The following is a 19,750-nucleotide window of genomic DNA, read 5'->3' on the forward strand; positions in this document are numbered from 1 at the left end:
TCCAGTTAGTTTCCGAACGGAAGATCAAAGCCCTTAAGAAGGGCAAGAGCTTCATCGTCAGACTTAGCCGTGGTACAAATGATGATGTCCATCCCGCGGACCGAGTCAACTTTGTCGTACTCGACTTCAGGAAAGACGAACTGTTCCTTCAAGCCCATGGCAAAGTTGCCACGACCATCAAAGGATTTTTTGTTCAGGCCGCGGAAGTCACGAACGCGCGGAAGCGCGATGGTGACAAGACGGTCCAGGAACTCAAACATACGGTCGCGACGCAAGGTCACTTTACAACCGATGTTCATGCCTTCACGAAGTTTGAAAGCCGCTACCGACTTTTTCGCTACCGTGAAGATAGGCTTCTGACCGGTGATAGCCGCGAGATCCGCAACTGCACCATCCAGTTTTTTGCGATCTTGGGTGGCGTCGCCGACACCCATATTGATCACGATCTTTTCGAGGCGCGGAATCTCCATGCTGTTCCCGTAAGAGAACTGCTCTAGGAGTGCGTCACGCACCACTTCTTTATAATGTTCGCGCAGGCGCGTCATTTTTCCGTCCCTCACTTGTCGATGACTTCGCCGCTAAGCTTCGCGAAGCGAACCTTGCGACCATCATCAAGGGTCTTAAAACCGACGCGGGTCGGCTTATTTTCTTTCGGGTCAACAATCGCGAGATTGGAAACGTTAATTTTCGCTTCCTTCTCGACAATGCCACCGGCATCAGCACCGGACGGGCGCTGGTGACGTTTCACCAGGTTGATGCCCGAAACCAGAACCTTGTTCTCGGTCGGGAATGCGGCGAGAACTTCGCCGGTCTTCCCTTTGTCTTTACCCGTCAGAACAATGACGCGGTCGCCCTTTTTAATCTTGGCAGCCATTACAGCACCTCCGGAGCGAGCGAAATGATCTTCATGTAACCACGCGAACGAAGTTCACGGGTTACCGGGCCGAAAATACGCGTGCCGATCGGCTCGCCATTCGCATTAATGAGAACGGCAGCGTTACGGTCAAAGCGGATCGCCGAGCCATCGGCACGACGAATTTCCTTTGCGGTGCGAACGATGACAGCTTTGTGAACTGCACCCTTCTTTACACGACCGCGCGGGATGGCTTCCTTAACGGAAACCACGATAACATCACCAACGTGAGCGGTTTTGCGCTTCGAACCGCCCAGCACCTTGATGCACTGGACGCGGCGAGCGCCACTATTGTCGGCAACGTCCAGATTGGACTGCATCTGGATCATGGGTTTACCCCTTGACTATGATTGGGCTGAGGACTCACTCCTCGACCACTACTTCCCAAGACTTCAATTTGGAGATCGGTTTGCATTCGCGAATGCGAACAACGTCCCCCGTCTTGAAGCGGTTCTCTTCATCGTGCGCGTGGAATTTCTTCGACTTGCGCACGTACTTTTTATACAGCGGGTGCATGACCTGGCGTTCCACACGGACCACCACAGTCTTGTCGTTCTTTGTAGAAACGACTGTCCCCTGCAATACACGCCTCGGCATGTGTGTTTACTCCTCTGCGTGTCCTGTTAGGCCGCGGTCGCACCCTTCTCGTTACCGAGAAGGGTTTTGATGCGGGCGATATCACGACGGACCTGACGGACCCGCGCAGTGTTCTCAAACTGACCGGAAGCCTGCTGGAATCGCATATTGAACGACTCCTTACGCAGGTCCAGCAGCATCTGTTTCAGTTCGTCAGCGCTTTTAGCGCGGAGATCAGCAACTTTCATCACTAATTACTCCCCTTCACCAAGACGTGTGACAAACTTGGTCTTGATCGGCAATTTTGCCGCTGCCAGCTCGAAAGCTCGGCGTGCAAGATCCAACGGAACACCGTCGAGTTCAAACATAATCCGCCCCGGTTTAACGCGTGCCGACCAATACTCGATCGAGCCTTTACCTTTACCCTGACGGACTTCGGCAGGCTTCTGCGAAACCGGTAGATCCGGGAAAACGCGTATCCACACACGACCTTGACGGCGCATGTGGCGAGTGATCGCGCGGCGAGCCGCTTCGATCTGACGCGCCGTTATACGCTCCGGCTCCAAGGCTTTCAAGCCATAAGCGCCGAAATTCAGTTCGGTACCACCTTTGGCCTGCCCTTTCAGGCGACCTTTGAAGGCTTTACGGAACTTTGTACGTTTCGGAGAAAGCATATCGGGATCTCCTTACTTACGACCGGAACCAGCCGAACTCGAGCGCTTTACGCTCTGAAGCCAACGGATCATGTGCCATGATTTCGCCCTTGAAGATCCAGACCTTCAGACCGCAAACACCGTAGGTGGTGTGTGCTTCTGAAGTGCCATAATCAACGTCCGCACGCAGCGTGTGCAGCGGAACGCGACCTTCACGATACCATTCGGTACGAGCGATTTCAGCGCCACCAAGACGACCAGCAGCATTAATACGAATGCCACCAGCACCGAGACGCATTGCGTTCTGAACCGAGCGCTTCATAGCGCGACGGAACGAAACACGGCGCTCAAGCTGCTGGGCGATGTTATCAGCGACCAGCTTGGCATCGATTTCCGGTTTACGGATTTCGATGATGTTAACCTGCACTTCTGACTTGGTCATCTTCTGCAGATCGTTCTTGAGCTTCTCGATGTCCTGGCCTTTTTTCCCGATCACAACACCCGGACGGGCAGAGTGAATTGAGATGCGGGCTTTTTTCGCCGGACGTTCGATAATCACCTTCGAGACACCGGCCTGCTTAAGCCGGGTGAAAATGAAATTACGGATCGCAATATCTTCATGAAGAAGATCAGCGAAATCGGTCTTGTTGGCGTACCAGCGGGAATCCCAGGTACGGTTAATCCCAACGCGTAGACCGATCGGATTTACTTTTTGACCCATTACTCGGTCTCCTCACGTTCGCAAACGACGATGCGGATGTTGGAGAACGGCTTAATGATCTTGCCGACACGACCGCGTGCACGGGCGCGCCAACGTTTCATCACGAAGGCCTTACCAACAGACGCCTCTTTGATAAAGAGACGATCAACATCAAGCTGATGGTTGTTCTCGGCATTTGCGATTGCCGATTCCAGCAGCTTTTTGACGTCCTGCGAAATACGTTTGTTGGAGAAGGTCAGTTCTGCCAAAGCAGCTTCTGCCTTCATACCACGGATCGACTCGGCGACGAGGTTGAGCTTACGCGGGGAAATGCGTAAAGCCCGGAGCGAAGCAGCAGCCTCGTTATCCGCCAGCCGACGGATGTCAGCTTTCTTACCCATCGTTACTTCCTCTTCGCCTTTTTGTCGGCCGCGTGACCATAGTAGGTACGGGTCGGCGAGAATTCACCAAACTTGTGACCGATCATATCTTCGTTCACGAGCACTGGCAGAAACTTCTGGCCATTATAAACCCCAAAGGTGAGGCCTACAAATTGCGGCAAAATCGTCGAGCGCCGCGACCAGGTCTTAATTACCTCATTCCGGCCTGAGGCACGGACAGTATCGGCTTTCTTAAGAAGGTATCCGTCAACGAACGGACCCTTCCAAACGGAACGCGCCATAGTCTAGCCTCCTCCGTTAGCTCTTGTGACGACGGCGCATGATAAGCGCGTCGGTCTTTTTGTTCGAGCGGGTACGTTTGCCCTTGGTAGGCTTACCCCACGGCGTAACCGGATGACGACCACCCGATGTACGACCTTCACCACCACCATGCGGGTGATCGATCGGGTTCATGGCTACACCACGAACCGAAGGACGTTTGCCAAGCCAGCGATTACGGCCGGCTTTACCAAGGTTGATGTTTTGATGGTCCTGGTTAGACACGGCACCAATGGTAGCCATGCATTCACCACGAACCAAACGTACTTCACCGGAGGACAGCTTCAGCTGGGCGTAACCCTGATCCTTACCAACAAGTTGCACATAGGCACCTGCTGACCGTGCGACCTGACCACCTTTACCGGCTTTCAGTTCGACGTTATGGATAATGGTACCGACCGGAATATTCTTCAGCGGTGCGGCATTGCCCGGCTTAATATCTACGCGTTCAGCGGCAATAATCTTGTCGCCAATTGCGAGACGCTGTGGTGCTAGGATGTAGGCCAATTCGTCGTCAGAATAACGAACCAACGCGATAAACGCGGTGCGGTTCGGATCATATTCCAAACGCTCGACGGTACCGACAATATCAAACTTGGTACGTTTGAAATCGATCATACGGTAACGACGTTTGTGACCACCACCAATACGGCGGGCGGTGATACGACCAGTGTTGTTACGGCCACCTTTCTTGCGAAGACCTTCGGTCAACGCTTTAATCGGCTTGCCCTTGTGGAGATCAGAACGATCGACAAGAACCAGCTGACGGCGACCAGGAGAGGTTGGTTTAAACTTCTTCAAAGCCATTGTCTTAGATTCCCGTAGTCACATCGACGGAATGACCCTCTTCGAGGGTTACCATCGCTTTCTTGAAATCGCTCCGACGACCGGAAATACCGCGAAAACGCTTGGTCTTTCCTTTTACCACAGAGGTATTGACCGCCTTGACCTTCACCCCGAACAGACCTTCCACAGCAGCCTTAATCTCCGGCTTGGTGGCGTCGATCGCGACTTTGAACGCAACAGCGTTGTGTTCAGAAATCAACGTCGACTTTTCAGTAATATGCGGGGCGCGGATGACTTCGTACATCCGCTCTTTGCTGATGATCGTCATTTGAGACGTGCCTCCAACGCTTCGACCGCACCCTTGGTGAGCACCAAGGTGTCACGGCGAAGGATGTCATAGACGTTAGCACCGATCTCAGGCAACACATCAATTTGCGGGATATTGCGCGCAGCGCGAGCAAAACCTTCGTTGACCTGCGTACCATCAATGATCAATGCAGACTTCCAGCCGAGTTTGTTGAAAACTGCAACCAGACTCTTGGTTTTAGCATCCGAGAATTCCGCATTATCAAGAACGATAAGCTTACCGTCCTTTGCTTTAGCCGACAGAGCGGTTTTAAGCGCGAGCTTACGGAATTTCTTGGTCAGATCGTGTGCGTGATCGCGAACACGCGGACCATGCACAACCCCACCACCACGGAACTGTGCTGCCTTACGGGAACCGTGACGAGCACCGCCACTACCTTTCTGACGCACGAACTTTTTCGTGGTTGCGGAAATTTCCGACTTTTCTTTTACCTTATGGGTACCAGCACGGCGTTTTGCCAACTGCCAGTTCACCATACGGTGCAGAACGTCGCGACGTACTTCCAGACCAAAGATCTCTTCTGCGAGATCAATGTTACCGGCCTTGGAAGCGTCAAGTTTAAGAATGTCGAGCTTCATGATGCTTATTCCTTATCCTCGGCGACAGCTTCTTCAGCAGCCGGGGCAGCACCCTTAAGCGCGGCTGGGAACGGAAGACCTTCCGGCGCAGCACGTTTCACAGAATCCTTAACAAGGACATATGCGCCCTTGTGACCCGGGACTGCACCATGAACCAGGATCAGACCTTTTGCTTCGTCAGAAGTGACGATTTTCAAGGACTGAACGGTAACACGTGCGGCACCCATGTGACCTGCCATCTTCTTACCTTTGAAGACGCGGCCCGGATCCTGACACTGACCAGTGGAACCATGCGAACGGTGCGATACAGACACACCGTGCGACGCACGAAGACCACCGAAGTTGTGACGCTTCATCGCACCGGCAAAACCTTTACCGATGGAGGTGCCGATTACGTCAACGTACTGACCATCAACAAAGTGAGTAGCAGAAAGTTCTGCACCAACTTCGATCAGGCCATCTTCGCTAACGCGGAATTCAGCAAGTTTGGCTTTCGGCTCAACCTTGGCTTTGGCGAAGTGACCGCGCATCGGCTTCGATACGTTTTTCACTTTCGCTTTGCCATAACCAAGCTGAACAGCGACGTAGCCGTCGAGTTCATTGGTACGGTTGGCGACAACCTGAAGATCTTCGACCTTCAGAACTGTTACAGGAAGGTGGGAACCATCGTCGTTAAAGACGCGGGTCATGCCGACCTTCTGGGTAATAAGTCCACTACGCATTGCGGCTTACTCCCGATTAAAGTTTGATCTCGACGTTGACACCGGCAGCAAGGTCGAGCTTCATAAGAGCATCAACGGTTTGCGGGGTCGGGTTGACAATGTCGAGAAGACGCTTGTGCGTACGGATTTCAAACTGCTCACGCGATTTCTTATCGATGTGCGGAGACCGCAGAACAGTGTATTTTTCGATGCGGGTCGGCAGCGGAATTGGGCCGCGGACCTCTGCGCCAGTGCGCTTCGCCGTATTGACGATCTCGCGCGTGGACTGATCCAGCACGCGATGGTCAAACGCCTTAAGGCGAATGCGAATGTTCTGACTATCCATGTAATTATGTACCGGAGCCCTCAAAAGGACACCGGCCCCTCAACTGGAGTTGACGATTGCCGCAAAAGTATAGCGGGCGGCCTATGTAGCCGCCCGCCACACAAAGATCAAGAGAAAAATTACTCGAGGATCTTGGCAACAACGCCCGCGCCGACGGTACGACCGCCTTCACGGATTGCGAAACGCAGACCTTCGTCCATTGCGATCGGTGCAATGAGGGTTGCGGTCATCTGAACGTTGTCGCCCGGCATTACCATTTCGGTGCCAGCAGGCAGCTCAATCGAACCGGTGACGTCAGTTGTACGGAAGTAGAACTGAGGACGGTAGTTCGAGAAGAACGGCGTGTGACGGCCACCTTCATCCTTCGTCAGGATGTAGGCTTCTGCTTCGAATTTGGTGTGCGGGGTGATCGAGCCGACGTGTGCCAGAACCTGGCCACGTTCGACGTCTTCACGTTTGGTACCACGCAGCAGCGCGCCAATGTTGTCGCCAGCTTCGCCCTGATCGAGCAGCTTGCGGAACATTTCAACGCCGGTAACGATGGTTTTAACGGTGTCTTTAACGCCGACGATTTCAATCTCTTCGCCAACTTTAACGATACCGGTTTCAACACGACCGGTTACAACCGTACCACGACCCGAAATCGAGAACACGTCCTCGATCGGCATCAGGAACGGACGATCCTTCGGACGTTCCGGTGCAGGAATGTACTCATCAACAGCTGCCATCAGTTCGAGGATAGCATTCTTGCCGATTTCGTCATTCTTGCCTTCCAATCCAGCAAGAGCCGAGCCCTTGATGATCGGAATGTCGTCGCCCGGGAAGTCGTAGGACGACAGAAGCTCACGGATTTCCATTTCGACGAGCTCAAGGAGCTCTTCGTCATCGACCTGGTCAACTTTGTTCATGAAGACAACAAGTGCCGGGACACCAACCTGACGGGCAAGCAGGATGTGCTCACGGGTCTGGGGCATCGGGCCGTCTGCTGCCGACACAACAAGAATACCACCGTCCATCTGAGCCGCACCGGTGATCATGTTTTTCACATAATCGGCGTGGCCCGGGCAATCGACGTGGGCATAGTGACGGTTTGCAGTTTCATATTCGACGTGCGCGGTCGAGATCGTGATACCACGAGCTTTCTCTTCCGGGGCTTTGTCGATCATGCTGTAATCCTGGAACGATGCGCCGCCGCTCTCTGCGAGAACTTTGGTGATCGCTGCGGTCAGCGTGGTTTTGCCGTGGTCAACGTGGCCGATGGTGCCGATGTTGACGTGCGGTTTTGTACGGGCAAACTTTTCTTTAGCCATTACTAACTCCGTTTATTCTGGCTTGGGCCTTAGCCGGCCGATTTGGCTTTGACTTCTTCAGCAACTGCTTGCGGAACGTCAGCATAATGATCGAACTGCATCACGAACTGGGCACGGCCCTGAGACATGGAGCGCAGCGTGTTGACGTAACCGAACATGTTCGCCAGCGGAACGAACGCGTTAACAACGCGCGCAATACCACGGGAGTCCATGTCACGGACCTGACCGCGACGGCTGTTCAGATCGCCAATGATGTCGCCCATATAGTCTTCCGGGGTAACTACCTCGACTTTCATGATCGGCTCAAGCAGCTTCGGTGAAGCTTTCTGCAGACCTTCTTTGAACGCAGCACGTGCTGCGATTTCGAAGGCCATGACGCTCGAGTCAACATCGTGGTAGGCACCGTCGGTCAGCTTGATCGACAAGTCGGTAACCGGGAAGCCTGCGATCACGCCGCTCTGAAGCGAGCTTTCGAGACCTTTGGCAACACCCGGGATGTATTCTTTAGGAACGTTACCGCCAACAACACTATCAGTGAAGGTGAAGCCCGTACCCGGTTGACCCGGCGTAAAGGTAAGTTTGATACGCGCGAACTGACCCGAACCACCCGACTGTTTCTTGTGGGTGTAGTCAACGTCGATCTCTTTCGAAATCGTTTCACGGTATGCAACCTGCGGCGCACCAATGTTCGCTTCGACTTTGAATTCACGCTTCATACGATCGACAAGAATGTCGAGGTGAAGCTCGCCCATACCCGAAATGATGGTCTGGCCGGATTCGTGGTCGGATTTGACGCGGAATGACGGATCTTCCTGCGCAAGACGCGCAAGAGCAAGACCCATTTTTTCCTGGTCGGCTTTCGATTTCGGCTCTACAGCGATTTCGATAACCGGATCCGGGAATTCCATACGCTCAAGGATGATCGGCTTGGCCGGGTCACAAAGGGTATCACCAGTGGTGGTATCCTTCATGCCAACCAGAGCAACGATGTCGCCCGAGCATGCGTATTTGATTTCTTCACGGTTATTCGAATGCATAAGAAGCATACGGCCGATACGTTCTTTTTTCTCTTTAACAGAGTTCAGAACATAAGAACCGGCTTCGAGAACACCCGAATAGATACGCACAAAGGTAAGCGAACCGACAAACGGGTCACTCATGATTTTGAACGCAAGACCCGAGAACGGCGCATCGTCGTTCAGCGGACGTGAATCAGGCTCATCTTCGGTGTTCGGCTTAACGCCGCGAACATCGTCGATGTCATCTGGTGCTGGCATATAATCGATAACAGCATCAAGAAGCGGCTGAACGCCTTTGTTCTTGAAAGCAGTACCGCAAAGAACCGGAACCAGTTCGCCTTTGAGCGTCCCTTTACGAAGGCACTTCTTGAGAAGTTCCTCGGACGGGATTTCGCCTTCAAGGTATGCTTCCATCGCTGCTTCATCGAAATCGATCGCCTGTTCAATCAGGGCTTCACGATATTCTGCAACCTGGTCTTTGAGCGAATCACGAACATCGCGATATTCGAATTCTGCACCCAGGTTTTCGTCTTTCCAGACGACTTCCTGGTTTTTGACCAAATCGACAACGCCTTCGAATTCCATTTCGGAACCAATCGGCAGCTGCATGACAGCAACATTGGCACCGAGACGATCTTTCATCATCTGGACACAACGGAAGAAGTCAGCACCGGTACGGTCCATTTTGTTGACAAAGCACATACGCGGAACGTGGTACTTGTCAGCTTGGCGCCATACGGTTTCGGTCTGGGGCTCGACGCCGGAAACGGCGTCAAACACAGCACATGCACCATCGAGAACACGAAGCGAACGTTCAACTTCAATCGTGAAGTCAACGTGGCCCGGGGTATCAATGATGTTAATGCGGTTGTCTTTCCAGAAGCAGGTCGTCGCAGCAGACGTAATCGTAATGCCACGTTCCTGTTCCTGCTCCATCCAATCCATCGTTGCGGCGCCGTCGTGGACTTCGCCGATCTTGTAGGATTTTCCGGTGTAGAAAAGGATTCGCTCGGTAGTCGTCGTTTTACCCGCATCAATGTGTGCCATGATGCCGATGTTACGATACCGAGAGATCGGAGTGCGTTTTACCATAATCGACTCTTGATCCTAAGGTCTAGATTACCAGCGATAATGAGCGAAAGCCTTATTGGCTTCGGCCATACGATGGGTGTCTTCGCGTTTCTTGACGGCCGAACCACGGTTGTTCGCAGCGTCCATCAGTTCACCGGCGAGACGACCGACCATGGTCGTTTCGGAACGCTTGCGAGCAGCGTCAACCAGCCAACGAATGGCCAGTGCCTGACGACGTTCGGTACGAACTTCAACCGGAACCTGGTAAGTAGCACCACCAACACGACGCGAACGTACTTCAACGTTCGGCTTCACGTTGTCCATGGCTTCATGGAACTGCGACACAGGGTCGGAACCCTTGCCTTCGATGACTTCCAGGGCACCATAAACGATCTTCTCAGCGGCGGATTTTTTACCGTCGAGCATCAGACCATTCATGAATTTAGTGAGAACCTTATCGCCGTATTTGGCGTCAGGTAATACTTCGCGCTTTTCAGCAGCGTGACGACGTGACATCTGAGCTGCTCCTTATTTCGGACGCTTCGCGCCGTATTTCGAACGACGCTGTTTACGGTCTTTGACACCCTGTGTATCGAGGGTACCGCGAATAATGTGGTAACGAACGCCCGGCAAATCCTTCACACGGCCGCCGCGAATCATCACGACAGAGTGTTCCTGAAGGTTATGGCCTTCGCCCGGAATGTAAGACGTTACTTCGTAGCCGTTGGTCAAACGAACACGGGCAACTTTACGAAGTGCCGAGTTCGGCTTCTTCGGGGTAGTGGTATAAACACGAGTGCAAACGCCGCGTTTCTGCGGGCATGCTTCCAGTGCCGGAACCATATCGCGCTGGGTGCGCGGTGTCCGCTTTTTGCGGATCAACTGGTTAATAGTGGGCATTAACTTTCCCTTTTACTACAACGGACGCCACTAGGGCGTTGCTCTTATCGACGCACGACGAGCGACCGCGCGCCTTTGCACAAAGTACAAAAACACGCGCGGACGCCCATAAAAGCAGGAATTCCTGCCTCGACGGCCGTCAGAGTCGCACTCAAGCGATGGGGGGCAAAACCGCCCGCTACCGCACAAAACGGTACCGACACAGTTACACCCCCCGTGATTTGGTGGGCGCATACTAGTGACGGCCCCCTTTTGCGTCAAGCAAAACCCTCAAGGCCTTCGAGTTGGCGCTTCAAACGCCGAGACGAACCGGTGCGTCGATAAGATTTCCGGTTCGCCTCTGATTCTTTAACGTATTGGCGCGACGATGTTATTCGCCTGCCGGCAGCGAAGTCGTATCGGCATCGGCCTGCGGGCCAAAGTTGTCGCCGATTTCTTCTTCTGCCTCGATCTGTACCGTTTTGTCGCGTTCGGCAGCCAATGCACGGAAGCGGTTCATCACCGCACCGGTACCAGCCGGGATCAAACGACCCACGATAACGTTCTCTTTCAAACCGATAAGAGTATCGGTTTTGCCCGAAACAGCTGCTTCGGTAAGAACGCGCGTGGTTTCCTGGAACGACGCGGCCGAGATGAAGGAATGCGTCTGGAGCGAAGCCTTGGTGATCCCCTGAAGGACCGGTGCACCTTCGGCCAGCTCGCCACCTTCTTTGACGGCACGTTCGTTTTCGGTATCAAAATCACCGCGGTCAATGATCTCGCCAACCAGAAGCGTGGTGTCACCGGTTTTGGTGATTTCCACTTTCTGAAGCATCTGACGCACAATGACTTCGATGTGTTTGTCGTTAATCTTAACGCCCTGCAGACGGTAAACTTCCTGGATTTCGTTGACCAGGTAATCTGCCAGTGCAGGTACGCCCATAACACGCAAGATATCATGCGGAACCGGCGAACCATCAAGGAGCTGATCGCCTTTTTCGACGAAGTCCCCTTCCTGAACGGCAAGATGTTTGCCTTTCGGGATCATGTATTCAACCGGTTCGGTCAGACCCGAGTCTTCGAGCGGATGCACGACGACGCGACGCTTGTTCTTATAGTCCTTGCCGAATTCGACGCGGCCCGGAATGTCCGAGATAATCGCGTGTTCTTTCGGTTTACGGGCTTCGAACAGCTCGGCAACACGCGGCAGACCACCGGTGATGTCACGGGTCTTCGAACCTTCACGCGGGATACGTGCAAGCACGTCACCAGCGTTAACTTTCTGACCGTTCTCGATCGAGAGAATAGCGTCAACCGACAGGAAGTAACGGGCTTCAAGACCGTTATCCAGGTTGATGACCTCACCGTTTTCGTTACGCAGGGTAACGCGCGGCTTAAGGTCAGACGCCTTGGGCATGCTTTTCCAGTCGATAACCGTCTTGGCCGCAATACCGGTCGCTTCGTCATAGACTTCGCGAATGGTTACGTTCTCAAGAAGATCGACGTAGTTAACATACCCTTCTTTCTCGGTGATGATCGGAAGCGTGTACGGATCCCACTCAGCCAGTTTCTGGCCGCGAACGATCTGATCGCCTTCATCAGCAAGCAGTTTCGCACCATATGGTACGCGGTATTTCGCACGCTCGCGTCCGGTTTTGTCGATCAGCAGGATCTCAAGGTTACGCGCCATAACAATTTTGACGCCGCTTGAGTTCTCAACGACGGCACGGTTTTTCAGTTTAACCGTCGCATCGAAGTTTGCTTCAACCCCGGAAACCTCTGCGCCACGCTGTGCCGCACCACCAATGTGGAACGTACGCATGGTGAGCTGTGTACCCGGCTCACCGATCGACTGTGCGGCAATAACACCCACAGCTTCACCGATGTTGACCGTGGTACCACGTGCCAGGTCACGACCATAACAATGGCCGCAAACGCCGGTTTCGGCATCACAGGTCAGGACAGAACGGATACGCGCGGTTTCAACACCGGCTTTCTCGATCACATCAAGATGATCTTCTTCGACCATCGCGTTTTTCGGGACGATGATTTCGCCGGTTGACGGGTTAACAATCTCGTCAGCGGTGAAACGACCCAGAATACGATCCGAAAGCGTTTCGATCACTTCGCCAGAATCGACAACCGCAGCGATATCGAGGCCACGTGCAGTTTCGCAATCATGCTGAGTGATGATGCAATCCTGTGCGACGTCAACAAGACGACGGGTAAGATACCCCGAGTTCGCCGTTTTCAATGCGGTATCAGCCAGACCCTTACGGGCACCGTGAGTGGAGTTGAAGTACTCCTGCACGGTCAGGCCTTCTTTAAAGTTCGAAATAATCGGGGTTTCAATGATCGAGCCATCCGGCTTTGCCATCAGGCCGCGCATAGCAGCCAGCTGACGCATCTGGGCGGCAGAACCGCGGGCACCGGAGTGGGCCATCATGTAAACCGAGTTTACATTATCGCCTTCGGCCGTTGCCGAGATGACTTTCATCATCTCTTCGGAAACGTCATCGGTACACTGCGACCAGGCATCAACAACTTTGTTGTATTTCTCACCACGGGTGATGAGACCATCCTGGTACTGCTGTTCGTATTCTTTGACCTTGTCGTGGGTTGCGCCCACCAGAACTTCCTTGGCTTCAGGAATGATCATGTCATCCTTACCAAACGAAATACCGGCTTTACATGCCCAGTTGAAACCAAGGCCCATCATGCGGTCAGCAAAGATAACAGTCTCTTTCTGGCCACAGTGACGGTAAACGACATCGATAACGTTCGAGACGTCTTTTTTGGTCAGCAACTTGTTGATGGTCGAAAACGGAATGCGCGGATGACGCGGCAACAGTTCAGACAACAACATACGACCGGCGGTCGTTGCAACACGAACCGTGATCGGCTCATTGTTTTCATCAACCGTTTTGTAACGTGCATTGATTTTCGAATGCAGGTTTACGAAACCGGCATCAAGCGCCTGTTCGATTTCAGCGATATTGACAAAGGACATGCCCTCGCCCGGCTGACCGTCGCGTTCCATCGAGATGTAATAAAGACCAAGGACAATATCCTGGGACGGCACGATAATCGGTTTACCCGATGCCGGTGACAGGATGTTGTTGGTTGACATCATCAAGGTACGTGCTTCAAGCTGCGCTTCAAGCGACAGCGGCACGTGGACAGCCATTTGGTCACCGTCGAAGTCGGCGTTGAAGGCCGTACAAACGAGCGGATGCAACTGGATGGCCTTACCTTCAATCAAGGTAGGCTCGAACGCCTGAATACCAAGACGGTGAAGGGTCGGCGCGCGGTTCAGCATGACCGGGTGTTCACGGATAACCTGTTCAAGGATATCCCAAACTTCGGCACGCTCTTTTTCCACCATACGCTTTGCAGCTTTGATGGTGGTTGCCATCCCGTACAGTTCCAGCTTCGCGTAAACGAAAGGCTTGAACAGTTCGAGCGCCATTTTCTTTGGCAGGCCGCACTGATGGAGTTTCAGGTTCGGACCCACGGTAATCACAGAACGACCGGAATAGTCGACGCGTTTACCCAAAAGGTTCTGACGGAAACGACCCTGCTTACCTTTAAGCATGTCCGACATCGATTTGAGCGGACGCTTGTTGGCACCGGTGATCGGACGACCACGACGACCGTTGTCAAACAGCGCATCAACCGATTCCTGAAGCATACGTTTTTCGTTACGCACGATGATATCAGGCGCACGAAGCTCGATCAGGCGCTTCAGACGGTTGTTACGGTTGATGACACGACGGTAAAGGTCGTTCAAATCAGACGTTGCGAAGCGGCCGCCATCAAGCGGTACCAGCGGACGCAATTCTGGCGGGATAACCGGAATAACTTCAAGGATCATCCATTCCGGGCGCGCACCAGATTCCTGGAAGGCTTCGATCAGCTTAAGACGCTTGACCAGCTTTTTGCGTTTGGCTTCGGAATTGGTTTCCTTGAGGTCGATTTTCGCGGTTTCGCGTTCTTCATCAAGATCGATAGCCGCAAGCATATCGCGGATGGCTTCTGCACCGATACCGGCACGGAAGCTGTCTTCGCCATATTCTTCCTGGGCTGTCATATACTGGTCTTCGGACAGGAGCTCACCCATTTTAAGCGGGGTAAGGCCCGGTTCGATCACCACATAGTTCTCGAAATACAGAATGCGCTCAAGATCCTTGAGCGTCATGTCGAGCAGCAAACCAAGACGGCTCGGCAGTGACTTCATGAACCAGATGTGGGCAACAGGTGCCGCCAGTTCAATGTGGCCCATACGTTCACGACGTACTTTGGCCAAGGTCACTTCGACGCCGCACTTCTCACAGATAATGCCGCGGTATTTCATACGCTTGTACTTGCCGCACAAGCATTCGTAATCCTTCACCGGACCAAAAATGCGCGCACAGAACAAACCGTCGCGTTCCGGCTTAAAGGTCCGGTAGTTGATGGTCTCCGGTTTCTTGATTTCACCAAATGACCAGGAGCGGATACGCTCCGGGCTGGCAATCTGAATCCGGATCTGATCGAAGCTCTGGGTGCCCTGCGGCTGCCCGAAGATCTTCATCAACTCGTTCATAAAGGCTCTCCCGCTATGCCCGGTCTCGCCGGGTTTCGCCAATTTCAGGCCGAAAGATGCGTAATGGCGGCCGGGCTGCCCTTATGGACAGCCCGACGCGCCAAACACTTAAAAGTCGTTCTGCTCAAGCTCGACATTGAGACCAAGCGAACGGAGTTCTTTAACGAGAACGTTAAACAACTCCGGAATACCGGCCTCAAAGGTGTCTTCACCACGAACGATGGCTTCGTAAACCTTGGTACGGCCCGAAACGTCATCCGACTTGACCGTAAGCATTTCCTGAAGGGTGTAAGCAGCACCGTAAGCTTCGAGTGCCCATACTTCCATCTCCCCGAAACGCTGGCCACCGAACTGCGCCTTACCACCCAGCGGCTGCTGGGTAACAAGTGAGTACGGACCAATCGAACGTGCGTGGATCTTGTCGTCGACCAAGTGGTGCAGTTTGAGCATATAGATATACCCAACCGTCACCTTGCGATGGAATTTCTCACCAGTACGACCATCATAAAGGTCAACCTGACCAGAACCATCAAGGCCGGCTTTTTCAAGCATACGAACAACATCAGGCTCACGGGCACCGTCGAAGACCGGAGTGGCCATCGGGACGCCGCGACGCAGGTTGTTGCCAAGCTCGATGACTTCACCATCAGACAGCTCTTTGATGCCAGCGATGTATTCTTCGCCTTCGTAGACATCATTAAGCTTGCCACGCAGGTCTTCCATCTCGCCACGACCGTCAGCAACAGCATCGACAAGTTCGCCGATCTGTTCGCCCAGACCACGTGACGCCCAACCAAGGTGGGTTTCAAGGATCTGGCCGACGTTCATACGCGACGGAACACCAAGCGGGTTCAGAACGATATCGACCGGCGTACCGTCTTCGAGGTGCGGCATGTCTTCAACCGGCATAATGCGCGATACGACACCCTTGTTCCCGTGACGGCCGGCCATCTTATCGCCCGGCTGCATTTTACGTTTAACAGCAACGAAGACTTTAACCATCTTCATCACGCCCGGCGGCAATTCGTCACCAGCCTGCAGTTTGTCAACTTTATCATCGAAACGGGCCTGAAGAACAGCGATCGATTCCTCGAACTGTTTTTTCAGCGCTTCGATGTCAGACATCACCGCATCATCGGCAACCGCAATCTGACGCCACAAACCACGTGCAACACCCGAAAGGCTGTCTTCGGTGATTACGCCATCAAGGCCCTTCGGACCATCAACAATCGTCTGACCAAGCAGAAGATTTTTCAGACGGCCATAGAAGTTGCGCTCAAGAATGGCACGTTCGTCATCACGGTCCTGTGCGAGACGTTCGATTTCCGAACGTTCGATTGCCAGAGCACGTTCGTCCTTGTCAACACCACGACGTGAGAACACGCGGACTTCAACAATGGTACCGAACTGTCCTGGCGGGACACGCAGCGACGTATCGCGAACATCGGATGCTTTTTCACCAAAGATGGCACGCAGAAGTTTTTCTTCCGGCGTCATCGGGCTTTCGCCTTTTGGCGTTACCTTACCGACAAGGATATCGCCCGGTTTGATTTCCGCACCGATGTAAACAATGCCCGCCTCATCGAGGTTTTTAAGGGCTTCTTCACCGACGTTCGGAATATCACGGGTGATTTCTTCCTGACCAAGTTTGGTATCACGCGCCATGACTTCGAATTCCTCGATATGGATCGAGGTATAAACGTCATCACGTGCAATACGTTCGGACAGAAGGATGGAATCCTCAAAGTTGTAACCATTCCAAGGCATAAACGCGACAAGCACGTTACGGCCAAGGGCAAGTTCACCCATATCGGTACACGGACCATCCGAAATGATGTCGCCTTTTTCAACGACATCGCCAACTTTCACCAGCGGACGCTGGTTGATGCAGCTGCCCTGGTTGGAACGCTGATACTTCAGCAGGGTGTAAATATCGACACCCGATGCCGATGCAGCAATGTCACCAGTGGCCCGGATCACCATACGGGTCGCATCAACAGATTCAACAACACCATCACGGCGTGCGATCAGGGTTGCACCCGAATCACGTGCCACCGGAACTTCCATACCGGTCCCGACATACGGTGCTTCTGAACGGATCAACGGAACCGCCTGACGCTGCATGTTCGAGCCCATCAGTGCGCGGTTCGCGTCATCGTTCTCAAGGAACGGAATGAGCGCGGATGCGACTGACACCAGTTGCTTCGGCGAGACGTCCATAAGGTCGATCTCTTCGGAGCGGGCCATATAGTGGTCACCGGCTTTACGGGTGTTGATCAGTTCGTTGGCAAAGTTAAAGCCTTCGGTCAACGGTTCGTTGGCCTGTGCGATAACATAACGACCTTCTTCGATCGCCGAGAGGTAAATAACCTCTGCTGTCACATTGCCGTCGGCAACCTTACGATACGGGCTTTCGATGAAGCCGTACTGGTTGACACGGGCAAAGGTTGCCAGTGAGTTGATCAGGCCAATGTTCGGACCTTCCGGCGTTTCAACCGGGCAGATACGACCATAGTGGGTCGGATGAACGTCACGAACTTCAAAGCCTGCACGCTCACGGGTCAAACCACCTGGTCCAAGCGCCGAAAGACGACGTTTGTGGGTGATTTCCGAAAGCGGGTTGGTCTGATCCATGAACTGCGACAGCTGCGAAGAGCCGAAGAATTCACGCACAGCTGCTGCAACCGGTTTCGCGTTGATCAGGTCATGCGGCATAACGTTGTCGATCTCGACCGAGCTCATACGCTCGCGGATCGCACGTTCCATACGCAGAAGGCCAACACGGAACTGGTTTTCCATCAGCTCGCCAACCGAACGCAGGCGACGGTTACCAAGGTGATCAATATCGTCAATCTCGCCACGACCATCTTTCAGGTCGATCAGAACACGGACGACTTCCAGAATGTCTTCGCGACGCAGGATACGAACCGTATCCGGGCATTCCAGGTTCAAACGCGCATTCATCTTCACACGGCCAACGGCCGACAGATCATAACGCTCTGAGTCAAAGAACAGGCCCTTGAACATCGCTTCCGCACCCTCAAGGGTTGGCGGCTCGCCAGGACGCATCACGCGATAGATGTCCACAAGGGCTTCTTCGCGATTGCTGTTCTTGTCGAGTGCAACGGTGTTACGCAGATACGCACCGACATTGTTGTGGTCGATCATCAACAAGCGAACGGAATTGACATTCCATTCCTTGAGCTGCTCGAACACTTCTTCTGTCAGCTCGTGACCGGCTTCTGCCAGAATTTCACCGGTTTCGCCATCAATCAGGTCATCTGCCATGAACCAGCCGTTAAGCTGCTCTTCTGGCACGAGGATCTGTTTGACGCCGGTTTCGGTGATTTTAACCGACGAACGCTTGGTGATTTTTGAACCAGCCGCTGCGACAACTTCGCCGCTTTTGGCATCAACAAGATCGTGCACCAGCTTCTGACCGATGTAACGCTCGGCATTGAAATCGGTTACCCAACCATCTTTGGTGCGGCGATATTCTGCCGACTCATAGTAATAGTTGAGAATCTCTTCCGGGGTGAGGCCTTCGATTTCCGACGGATCGACAGAGCGCCCTTCTTCGGCACGTTGTGCACGCAGCTTCTCGGACTCTTCATTTTCAAGAGCCATAAGCAACGTGGTCGCCGGCAGTTTGCGGCGACGGTCGATACGGACGTAAAGAACGTCTTTTGCGTCGAATTCGAAATCGAGCCACGAACCACGATAAGGAATGACACGCGCAGCAAACAGATATTTGCCTGAGCTGTGGCTCTTCCCTTTGTCATGGTCAAAGAAGACGCCCGGCGAGCGGTGCATCTGTGAGACGATTACACGCTCGGTGCCGTTGACGATAAAAGTACCGTGCAACGTCATGAGCGGCATGTCGCCCATATACACGTCTTGCTCTTTGATATCGCGAATAGAACGGGCACCCGTGTCTTCGTCGATATCCCAGACAACCAGGCGCAGTGTTACACGCAGCGGTGCGGCAAAAGTCATGCCTCGCTGGCGACACTCTTCGGTATCGTATTTCGGCTGCTCAAGCTCGTACGAAACGAATTCAAGAGTTGCGCGTTCCGAAAAATCTTTAATCGGAAAGACGCTCTTGAAAACTTCCTGAAGACCTGCATCGTCCCGCTGCTCCTGCGGGGTCCCGGTCTGCAAAAACTTATCGTAGGAATTCTTTTGAACCTCAATGAGGTTCGGGAGCGGAGCGACTTCGCTGATCCGTCCAAAGCTTTTGCGGATGCGCTTTCGACCAGTAAAGGACTTATCCATCATCGTTCCTTTAATCGCGCCTCCCCACACCGTCCGAACTCGTTCGTCTTTGCAATGCTGCGTTTCCGATTTGCGCAAAACGCATACAGCACAACGACGCCCGAGCCCCGTACGGGGCGGGCGTTCACTTGATTATGACCGTGGATGTTATGTGACATCCAACTTGAATGAGATCACTGATCCCTCGGCTGTCAACGCCGTCAAAGATAACCTTTGACCTAAACAGCCTACCGTTATGTACGATTACCTTTGGCAGCGTCAACCGTTAAATT

General features: G+C 53.3%; 20 protein-coding genes. All 20 read right to left on the bottom strand.

Features of this window, described 5'->3' with window-relative positions; all coding sequences use genetic code 11:
• Positions 1-5 precede the first annotated feature (5 nt).
• Positions 6-545, bottom strand: coding sequence for a 50S ribosomal protein L5 (rplE, locus tag AC0VXT_RS13110; RefSeq protein ID WP_022734157.1), 540 nt, complete (start codon positions 543-545; stop codon positions 6-8).
• Positions 546-556: 11 nt separating this feature from the next.
• On the bottom strand, positions 557-874 hold the full coding sequence (gene rplX, locus AC0VXT_RS13115) for a 50S ribosomal protein L24 (RefSeq protein WP_022734156.1): 318 nt from the start codon (positions 872-874) through the stop codon (positions 557-559).
• Entirely contained in the window at positions 874-1,242 is a 369-nt protein-coding gene (gene rplN / locus AC0VXT_RS13120) for a 50S ribosomal protein L14 (RefSeq protein ID WP_022734155.1), read from the bottom strand. Before rplN ends, rplX begins: the two co-directional genes overlap by 1 nt.
• A 34-nt stretch (positions 1,243-1,276) precedes the next feature.
• Complete coding sequence (gene rpsQ, locus AC0VXT_RS13125; protein WP_008892183.1) at positions 1,277-1,510, bottom strand: 30S ribosomal protein S17; 234 nt, start codon at positions 1,508-1,510, stop codon at positions 1,277-1,279.
• Positions 1,511-1,536: 26 nt separating this feature from the next.
• Entirely contained in the window at positions 1,537-1,737 is a 201-nt protein-coding gene (gene rpmC / locus AC0VXT_RS13130; RefSeq protein WP_022734154.1) for a 50S ribosomal protein L29, read from the bottom strand.
• Positions 1,738-1,743: 6 nt separating this feature from the next.
• A complete protein-coding gene (gene rplP / locus AC0VXT_RS13135; RefSeq protein WP_022734153.1) occupies positions 1,744-2,163 on the bottom strand; it encodes a 50S ribosomal protein L16 in 420 nt (139 codons plus the stop codon).
• 16 nt (positions 2,164-2,179) lie between these two features.
• Positions 2,180-2,863, bottom strand: a complete 684-nt coding sequence (gene rpsC, locus AC0VXT_RS13140; protein WP_475545788.1) for a 30S ribosomal protein S3 — start codon at positions 2,861-2,863, stop codon at positions 2,180-2,182.
• Positions 2,863-3,243 carry a 50S ribosomal protein L22 gene (rplV, locus tag AC0VXT_RS13145; protein ID WP_022734151.1) on the bottom strand — a complete coding sequence of 127 codons (381 nt, stop codon included), beginning with the start codon at positions 3,241-3,243 and terminating at the stop codon, positions 2,863-2,865. The genes rpsC and rplV overlap by 1 nt, the downstream gene beginning before the upstream one ends.
• A gap of 2 nt (positions 3,244-3,245) precedes the next feature.
• On the bottom strand, positions 3,246-3,524 hold the full coding sequence (gene rpsS / locus AC0VXT_RS13150; RefSeq protein ID WP_022734150.1) for a 30S ribosomal protein S19: 279 nt from the start codon (positions 3,522-3,524) through the stop codon (positions 3,246-3,248).
• A gap of 16 nt (positions 3,525-3,540) precedes the next feature.
• Positions 3,541-4,368 carry a 50S ribosomal protein L2 gene (rplB, locus tag AC0VXT_RS13155; RefSeq protein WP_276653973.1) on the bottom strand — a complete coding sequence of 276 codons (828 nt, stop codon included), beginning with the start codon at positions 4,366-4,368 and terminating at the stop codon, positions 3,541-3,543.
• 4 nt (positions 4,369-4,372) lie between these two features.
• Positions 4,373-4,675: a 50S ribosomal protein L23 gene (locus AC0VXT_RS13160; RefSeq protein WP_022734148.1), complete on the bottom strand. Its 303-nt coding sequence runs from the start codon at positions 4,673-4,675 to the stop codon at positions 4,373-4,375.
• A complete protein-coding gene (gene rplD / locus AC0VXT_RS13165; protein WP_022734147.1) occupies positions 4,672-5,292 on the bottom strand; it encodes a 50S ribosomal protein L4 in 621 nt (206 codons plus the stop codon). The genes AC0VXT_RS13160 and rplD overlap by 4 nt, the downstream gene beginning before the upstream one ends.
• A gap of 5 nt (positions 5,293-5,297) precedes the next feature.
• Complete coding sequence (rplC, locus tag AC0VXT_RS13170; protein ID WP_022734146.1) at positions 5,298-6,014, bottom strand: 50S ribosomal protein L3; 717 nt, start codon at positions 6,012-6,014, stop codon at positions 5,298-5,300.
• 16 nt (positions 6,015-6,030) lie between these two features.
• Positions 6,031-6,339, bottom strand: coding sequence for a 30S ribosomal protein S10 (rpsJ, locus tag AC0VXT_RS13175; RefSeq protein WP_475545789.1), 309 nt, complete (start codon positions 6,337-6,339; stop codon positions 6,031-6,033).
• 119 nt (positions 6,340-6,458) lie between these two features.
• Complete coding sequence (gene tuf, locus AC0VXT_RS13180; protein WP_114091542.1) at positions 6,459-7,649, bottom strand: elongation factor Tu; 1,191 nt, start codon at positions 7,647-7,649, stop codon at positions 6,459-6,461.
• 29 nt (positions 7,650-7,678) lie between these two features.
• A complete protein-coding gene (fusA, locus tag AC0VXT_RS13185) occupies positions 7,679-9,760 on the bottom strand; it encodes an elongation factor G (protein WP_475545790.1) in 2,082 nt (693 codons plus the stop codon).
• 27 nt (positions 9,761-9,787) lie between these two features.
• Complete coding sequence (rpsG, locus tag AC0VXT_RS13190) at positions 9,788-10,255, bottom strand: 30S ribosomal protein S7 (protein ID WP_022734388.1); 468 nt, start codon at positions 10,253-10,255, stop codon at positions 9,788-9,790.
• 12 nt (positions 10,256-10,267) lie between these two features.
• Positions 10,268-10,639 (bottom strand): 30S ribosomal protein S12, encoded by a 372-nt coding sequence (rpsL, locus tag AC0VXT_RS13195; RefSeq protein WP_008892339.1) that lies wholly within the window; start codon positions 10,637-10,639, stop codon positions 10,268-10,270.
• Positions 10,640-11,009: 370 nt separating this feature from the next.
• On the bottom strand, positions 11,010-15,203 hold the full coding sequence (rpoC, locus tag AC0VXT_RS13200) for a DNA-directed RNA polymerase subunit beta' (protein WP_022734389.1): 4,194 nt from the start codon (positions 15,201-15,203) through the stop codon (positions 11,010-11,012).
• Between the two features lie 108 nt (positions 15,204-15,311).
• Positions 15,312-19,478: a DNA-directed RNA polymerase subunit beta gene (gene rpoB, locus AC0VXT_RS13205; RefSeq protein WP_475548585.1), complete on the bottom strand. Its 4,167-nt coding sequence runs from the start codon at positions 19,476-19,478 to the stop codon at positions 15,312-15,314.
• Positions 19,479-19,750 lie beyond the last annotated feature (272 nt).

The sequence above is a fragment of the Thalassospira sp. Z349TD_5 genome, from assembly GCF_056173045.1.